Here is a 6,969-nt window from a genome sequence, read left to right as displayed (position 1 = left end):
CGCAGCGCCGCTATTTGCGAATGAGGCTTTTGCCGGCCCGGCCATTGGCCAATTCGAAATCAAGTCGCTCAGCGCCGAGCCAGGCGAGATCGAGTTTCAAAGCCAGAACGCCTATGCCACGGGGAATCCGCGGCGGCGCACCAAGGGTAGTTCCGCCGACGGCATCGAAGCCGATGACAATTCCATTGTCAGGCAGCGGCACGCCTTGGAGATTGAGGTCGGTATAACGCGTTACCTCAAGACGAGGATCGGCATTGAGTATGAGCGCGAACGTCATGACGACGTGGCGTCGTTCCGTGATGCGAATGACTTCGGCGCCATCAAAGTGGACGAGTACGCAGCCGAAGCGGTCATCGTGTTCGTGCCGCGATCGGGAGACGGATGGGGCCTCGGCATGTCCGTCGAATACGAACATCCGGCCGACTCCGATGAAGCGAAAGTGTTCTATGCGGGTCCGATTCTGGAGTTTGCTCAGGGCAAATGGCTCGCGACCTTCAATCCCGCGCTGGTTCAATTCTGGGGCGGCGAAAGGAACGAAGCCGGGAAGCGTGACGAAAAGATCGACTTCAGCTACACCGCCCGCGTTCTCTACCGCTGGTCGGACCAGCTCGACTTGGCGCTCGAAGCCTACGGGACGATCGAGCGTGTGGGAGGACGCGGCGGACGGTCGGATGCCGCCCAGATTTTTGGAGATTTCGACCAGCACCGGATCGGTCCGGTCGCTTACTGGAACGTCGATGTGGCGGATGCGGAAGCCACACTCGGGCTCGGTGTACTCTTCGGCTTGAACGACAGCACGTCCGACCAAACGCTCAAGGCCAGTTTCGAGCTGACCTTCTGATGCGGGTCCAATAGAGCCGTTCCAGTTTAAGTGGGAAGGGGGAACGGCTCTAAGTTTTTGTTCTTCGTTCTTCTTGTTGGGGAATCGGTTCCCACTTTTCCTGAAGCACTCTGGGCCGTCATAAAACGATACGATGCCGTGCGGGGGCCTGATGAGCCGGATTCCGGCGCATTTTGGTTTCGGCCAAATATTTCAGAATTCTGATTATTATCGCGCTTGATATCTAACCTCCTAAAATCGCTTGTATTATATCATGATTGGAATTGGCGGATTGTCTCCGCGGCTTTCGTGATAGTAAATAATCTTCAATGTTAACCGTAAGTTATAATGTGCAATTGACCGTATGGCATGCTCAGAATTACCAATAAATTAATAATACGCGAGGCCTGTTGTGGTCATTTTCCGGATTTTTCCGCTCGCGCTTATATTGGCCGTAAGCCTTGCTGTTTTGCAGCTTTCGGCCAGCATGGCCGGCGCTGCTCCAATGCCAGTCAAAAGACAGATCCTCGCGCTCTATGACAAGGCCGAGGAGGGCGAGCCGGTCGAAACCCGCATCCACAGAGCGGGCGAGCTCCCGCTCAATCATCTCGGCTACTATTTGCATTACATCGACGTCAATTCGCCGCTGCCAAAACCGGCGGACGTCGCCAGCCAGTATGTCGCCGTCGTCACTTGGCTCACGACCGATCCGACGTCATCGCGCTCTTATCTTCGTTGGCTGCGAGCCATATCGCGGCTCGGCGTGAAGATCGTCATCATCGATCGGATCGGAAGCGACGACACATATCGCGATCTCGAGATCATCAACGAAATCTTCGCGCCCATTGGGCTGCGCCATACGGGCGACTACGTGTCGACGACGGCCGGAGCCCGCATCTCTCGGCTGGACCCGGCCGCATACGAATTCGAGCGCAAGCTGGGAGGGGCGCTTCCTCCGTTCGAGGCGATCTGGAGGATCGAGGGAGGGCCAGCGCGGCCAATCCTCGAGGTTGAGCTGGCCCGAGGCGGGCAAAGCCGCTCGTTTGCGCTGGCAGCGACAGGACCTGGCGGAGGATACGCCGCCTCCCAATATGCCATGCGCTATGATCCCTATTCGGATCGCCTTGCGTGGCTGCTCAATCCTTTCGCGTTCTTCAAGGCGGCCCTGGGGCCAGATGTCTTTCCGATTCCCGATGTGACGACGGTGTCGGGGCGACGCCTGTATTTCAGCCATATCGATGGCGATGGGTGGAACAATCTCGCCCGCATGCCGGAGCACCGCGGAAAGAACATGCGGGCTGCGGACGTATTGTTCGAGGAGTTGATCAAGCCCTATCCGGACCTGCCGGTTACCGTTGCGCTGATCGCTGCCGACGTTCTCAGTGCAGAAGGCGGAGACGATAGCGCGGCGGATAGCGCGCGCCGCCTGTTCTCGCTGCCGCAGGTCGAGGTCGGCAGCCATACCTGCACGCATCCCTTCGAATGGCAGTTCTTCGAGAAATACGATCGCGAACTCGAGAAGCAGGCGGTCTCGAAAGTGGAGCACTCCTCCGTGTCGAGGCTGATGGCCACGCTGATCGAGCCACGCTCGCCGAGCGCGTTTGGCGCAGAGATCGCGGATCTGCCGCGGGCCTACTTCAAGAACCCATTCGATCTTGGCATCGAGGTCGAGCGTGCGATCGCCTTGACCGAGAAGCTCGCTCCCCCCGGCAAGCGGGTCAGAACCTATCAGTGGAGCGGAAACGCGCGGCCGTTCGAGCTCGCCGTCAAGCGCACGCGTCTCAGGGGGCTGCGCAATATCAACGGCGGGGACACGCGATTGGACGCGGAGTATCCCTCCGTCATCTATGTTGCGCCGATCGCGCGCGAGGTCGGGCAAGAGCGGCAGATCTATGCGGTCAACAGCAACGAGAACACCTATACCAACAACTGGCAGGGACCGTATTTCGGCTTCCGAAATCTCGAACACACGGTACGAAACACCGAGCAGCCCCGCCGCTTGAAGGGCTTCAACATCTACTATCACGTGTATTCGGCGGAGCGGGCGGCATCGCTGGAGGCCGTCAAGGCGATGCTGGCGCTTGCAAGGTCGATGCAGATCGCGCCCATTACCACGTCCCGCTATGCCGAGATTGCCGATAGCTTCTTCTCGACCACCATCCGTCGCGTCGGAGATGGGGTGTGGGAGATCGGAGAGCGCGGCGCGATGAATACCGTGCGGTTCGACGATGCCGATGGATTGGACATCGATTATGATGAAAGCCGTGGGGTGCTCGGCGGGAACCGGCATAACGGATCGCTTTACGTGGCGCTGGATGGTGCCGTTTCCACGGCGAGGCTCGCCATCAAGCCCCGGGGCGAGCCGGGGAAGCAGGACCATATCGCCCTCGTACAAGCACGGTGGACCATCAGGGATCTCAGAGCGCCGTCGATGTGCCAGGCCTCGTATCAGGCCGAAGGCTTCGGCGATGGGGAATTTTCATGGCAGGTTGAGCCGCGCGAGATCTACAACGTCGCCGTGACGCGGCGCGGCGCAAGCTTATGGAACGGATCGGCCAAGGCCGATCAGGCCGGCCGGCTGGACATCTCTTTCCCGAACCAGGGAGCCGAGCCCGTTACGGTCGCGCTTTCCTGTCAATCCGTCGAGCATGCGGTGGGTCAATGAGCCATCGGGCAGCGAGCATCGCTCTTCTCGGGCTCGTGGCTCTCGCTGCTGGAATCGCGCTGCTGCCGCACGAAGAAGAGCGCGCTGTCATGGCTTATCGTGACGGAAACATCGCCGGTGCGATCGGCATCCTCGATCACCTTGCAACGGTCGACAGCGCAAATGCCGCGGTCGGAATGCAGCTCTACCGGCTGCATGAGGAGGCCGGGCATGCGGACGCTTCGATCGCCGCGCTGGAAGCCTATCTCGCGCGGCATGGCCCAGATATTCCGGCGCTGGAGAAGCTTGCCGACCTTTACCGTGCGACGATGCAAACCGAGGCGCGGACGGAGGTGCTGAAACGCCTCCTGCCGGTAGCTGCTTCGGAGGCCAGGGTGCAGGAGCTTCTCGGGCTCTACCGTCTTGGGAATAACGAGGACGCGGAGTTCGCTCTCCTCGTAGATCCGCGGGTGGCCTCGGCGTTGTCGCGCCAAGATATCGAGCGGCGTGCGGCGCTGGCCCGGGCGCGCGGCAAGGTCGACATTGCGCTTGCCTCGTTTGCGGAAGCCGATGGGCATGCTCCGGCCGAAGCCTTCGAAAGCCGTCTCGCTTATCTCGATCTCCTGCTCGGGCAGAAGCGCTTTCGGGAAGCGGCGGAGCGGATCGTGCACTGGTCCAAAGGCTGGCAGAATGGCGAAGACAGGATCCTGATCGCGGTCTTGCAGTTCGCGCGGTGCACCGAGGCCTCGGTCATCGCCGATCTCGTGAGGCGCATCGGTGCGGTGCGGCCAGGTCTCGACATGTGGCTTGCGCAGTCGCTGGCGTCCCGCGGGCATCAGCATATCGCGCGAAGCGTCTACAGAGCGGCCGCATCGAGCATCGACGCAACCAACAGCGAGGCGATCGTGAGTTTTATCGCAGCAGCGGCGGCCAGCCAGGACGTCGAGGCGGCAATGAAGCTGCTGTACCGCTATCTCGACAGCCCGGACGGATCTCTCGCCGCGGCGCGCACAGCCGAGGCGATGAGGGTTCACTTCGGCAGCGATGCCCTTCTCGGGGAGCCGCGCGTGCTGAATCTGTCGTTTCTGTCACTCAGGCCGCTCTTCGGTGCGGAACTTGCCTTGGAGGCGGGAAATCCGTTGTTGGCTTCGCGCGTGCTGAGCGAGGGGGCGCCCAAGGCCGTGCCGGTGCGTGAGACACGGCGCTATGTGCAGCTCCTATTCGAGTTCCTCGGCCCATTCGCCGCGACGCAGAAAATCATCCAAGCGGCCGATGCCGGACCCCTCGACCCTGCGCTTGCCACAGCGATCCAGGACGAGGCGCGACGGGTAGGTGTTGAGATCGGCACGAGCACGGCGTTGCGCGGCGCAGGCGCGCGAAAAGTTGCCCAGCATTGAGATGTGGACATAGGCGATGACCATTCACGACCAGCGCGCTGCAAGCCATCAGGCTCTTGCCCCTTATGGTGCGCCCGGGCAACGCGATTGGTCGAGGGCGGCGTTCGATGCCGGATTGATGCTCATCGTTCTCCTCGCGGGCGCGTTGCTATTTGACGGTTCGCTCGGCCAGTCGCACCCCTGGCCACATCCGTTCTGGATCCCCGTCATCTATGTGACCGTGCAGTATGGAACCCAGTGCGGCGTCGCTACGGCGGCGGTGGCGACGGCAGTGCTGCTGGCCGTCGTCCAGCCGGAAAGACCGACGTCGCTCGACCTCTACGAGTACAATCTCTCGCTCCTGCTCGAGCCGACGCTGTGGCTTCTCTCTGCGCTGACGCTTGGGCAGATCTCCGACCGGCGCGCCGCAGAGAGACGGGAGCTCCAACAGCGCCTGGCGATTTCCCTGGAGCAGCGCGAGCAGATCGCCGCGCACGGATGCAAGCTGCAGGAGCGGCTTGCGGACGTGGAGCGCGTGCTGGCGGCGGGTGCGATGCGGTCCGTGGAAGCGGCATTGACGGCGACGGCGCGCTTGCGCTCTGCTGCGTCCACTGAGGTCGAGCCTCGCCTCAGAATGGCAGCGGCAGCGCTGCTCGGCCCGTGCGTCCTCTCGCTTCATTTCCTCGACGACGGGCAGGATCGCTTCCTGGCCAGCCACGGCATCATCTGCGGAGAAGCGGGCCTCTGCGGCGGCCAGGTGGACTATGTCTGCTCGCCATCACTCGTTACCCTCTTGCGTGCACGGTCCGCGCTCGTATCGATCCTCAGTGATGACGAAGTGCCGGTGCGCGAGGGCTTCGTGTTCGCAGCGCCCTTGTTTGAAGACGAGAAGCTTCGCGCTGTTCTTTGTCTGCGTGATGTGGTGCCGGGTGCGCTCCTTCCCTGGGCGGAGGAGGCATTTTCGCTCCTCGCCTCCGATCTCGAGCATGCCATGGCTTTGACGCCGGATGTGAACCCCGCCGAAGAGAGCATCGTGGCGAGCAGGGCCGTGGGGTGACCGAAAAATGCGCCACGTTGCGGCTGCCCTTTTGGAAGCGCCTTAGGCTAACGAGGATGAAAGACATGCTTCGCCACGTTGCAGCATCTGGCAGGATGGCAGCGCGGGCGACTGCATGCGTCCTTGCTATAGCGGGCTCAGTCGAGCTCATTTTCGCCGCCGGCTTCTATTGGATGGGCGCCACGCTGCCCCAAGTGTTAGGGCTGCATCTCCTGATCACGGCAGCCGTGGCGGGCGCGTTGCGGGCTCTTCACGGCAAGGGCGCGCGGGATCTGCAATTCTTTGCCACGCTTGCCTTTGGCTTTCTCGGCGGTTTCGGCGCCATCGTGGCGGCCATGGCTCTGCTGCGCGGGCAGGAGCGCCGCTTCGAGCCGCACGTGCCATGTGCGCATGCAGGTGAGGCGGAACGGAGCGCGGCGTACGGCGCTCGTGTCGTCAACGGGCGGGCGATGTGTGCCGGCGGCTCGCAGGCGCCGGTCTTTGCGGAGATCATGGGCAGAGGATCAGCGGATGCGCAGCTGGATGTCCTCGGCGTTCTTGCCCAACGCTACCATCCCGACTTTCTTCCCACATTGCGCGCGGCGCTCACGTCGCCGCATCTTTCGGTGCGTGCATCGGCGGCGGCCCTCGTGACGGCCCTGCGCCTCGAAATGAAGGAGCGACTTGCGGCCGCCCAAGCCGGGCTCGAGCGCGCCGGCGGAGACGCGAGCCGCGAGCTTCTCGACGAAGCGGCGCGGTGCCTGCAGTCGGGGCTGTGCGATGCCATGCAGCTCAAGAGCGTGCAGGCCGTTGCCGTGGCCTCCTGCCGGACTGCGCTGGCGTGTGGAAATCTCGAGCCGTCGCGCGGGGATGGCTATGTGAGCCTCCTGATGGCAGCGGGGGCGCATCGCGAGCTTACGGAACTTCTATCGTCGTCCCGGCTTCGTCTGAGCAGCGAGGCGCGCGCTGCCGTGCTGACGAGCCTCATGAAAGCGGGGCGTTTCGATCTGGTGCGTGACACGCTGCGCGAGCCGGCGTGGAACCAAGGGGGCGGCTCGCCGCTCCTTGTGGTCATGGATGCCGTATGATGCAC

At 62.5% G+C, this 6,969-nt stretch carries 5 protein-coding genes; all 5 read left to right on the top strand.

Going from position 1 to position 6,969, the window contains the following annotated elements; all coding sequences use genetic code 11:
* Positions 1-841, top strand: an 841-nt coding sequence (locus tag V7P99_RS12460; RefSeq protein ID WP_333795148.1) for a hypothetical protein, incomplete at its 5' end; no start/stop codon positions are given.
* Positions 842-1,325: 484 nt separating this feature from the next.
* Positions 1,326-3,485, top strand: a complete 2,160-nt coding sequence (locus V7P99_RS12455) for a polysaccharide deacetylase family protein (protein ID WP_333795147.1) — start codon at positions 1,326-1,328, stop codon at positions 3,483-3,485.
* Positions 3,482-4,861 (top strand): tetratricopeptide repeat protein, encoded by a 1,380-nt coding sequence (locus V7P99_RS12450; RefSeq protein ID WP_333795146.1) that lies wholly within the window; start codon positions 3,482-3,484, stop codon positions 4,859-4,861. The genes V7P99_RS12455 and V7P99_RS12450 overlap by 4 nt, the downstream gene beginning before the upstream one ends.
* 16 nt (positions 4,862-4,877) lie before the next feature.
* The gene (locus V7P99_RS12445; protein WP_333795145.1) at positions 4,878-5,897 is read left to right on the top strand and encodes a hypothetical protein; all 1,020 of its coding nucleotides are present in this window, start codon (positions 4,878-4,880) and stop codon (positions 5,895-5,897) included.
* A 65-nt stretch (positions 5,898-5,962) separates the two neighbouring features.
* Positions 5,963-6,964, top strand: coding sequence for a hypothetical protein (locus V7P99_RS12440; protein WP_333795144.1), 1,002 nt, complete (start codon positions 5,963-5,965; stop codon positions 6,962-6,964).
* Positions 6,965-6,969: the final 5 nt, after the last annotated feature.

Origin of the sequence: Hyphomicrobium sp. (assembly GCF_036780825.1) — a bacterium.
In the GTDB taxonomy this organism is placed as follows: Bacteria; Pseudomonadota; Alphaproteobacteria; order Rhizobiales; family Hyphomicrobiaceae; genus Hyphomicrobium_C.
This window is presented reverse-complemented; position numbering and strand designations above follow the sequence as displayed.

What these genes read in the sequence shown, in the direction of transcription:
- V7P99_RS12455 (WP_333795147.1), top strand. Translation starts at nt 1,326, where the DNA reads ATGCCAGTCAAAAGACAGATCCTCGCGCTCTATGACAAGGCCGAGGAG.
- V7P99_RS12450 (WP_333795146.1), top strand. Translation starts at nt 3,482, where the DNA reads ATGAGCCATCGGGCAGCGAGCATCGCTCTTCTCGGGCTCGTGGCTCTC.
- V7P99_RS12445 (WP_333795145.1), top strand. Translation starts at nt 4,878, where the DNA reads ATGACCATTCACGACCAGCGCGCTGCAAGCCATCAGGCTCTTGCCCCT.
- V7P99_RS12440 (WP_333795144.1), top strand. Translation starts at nt 5,963, where the DNA reads ATGCTTCGCCACGTTGCAGCATCTGGCAGGATGGCAGCGCGGGCGACT.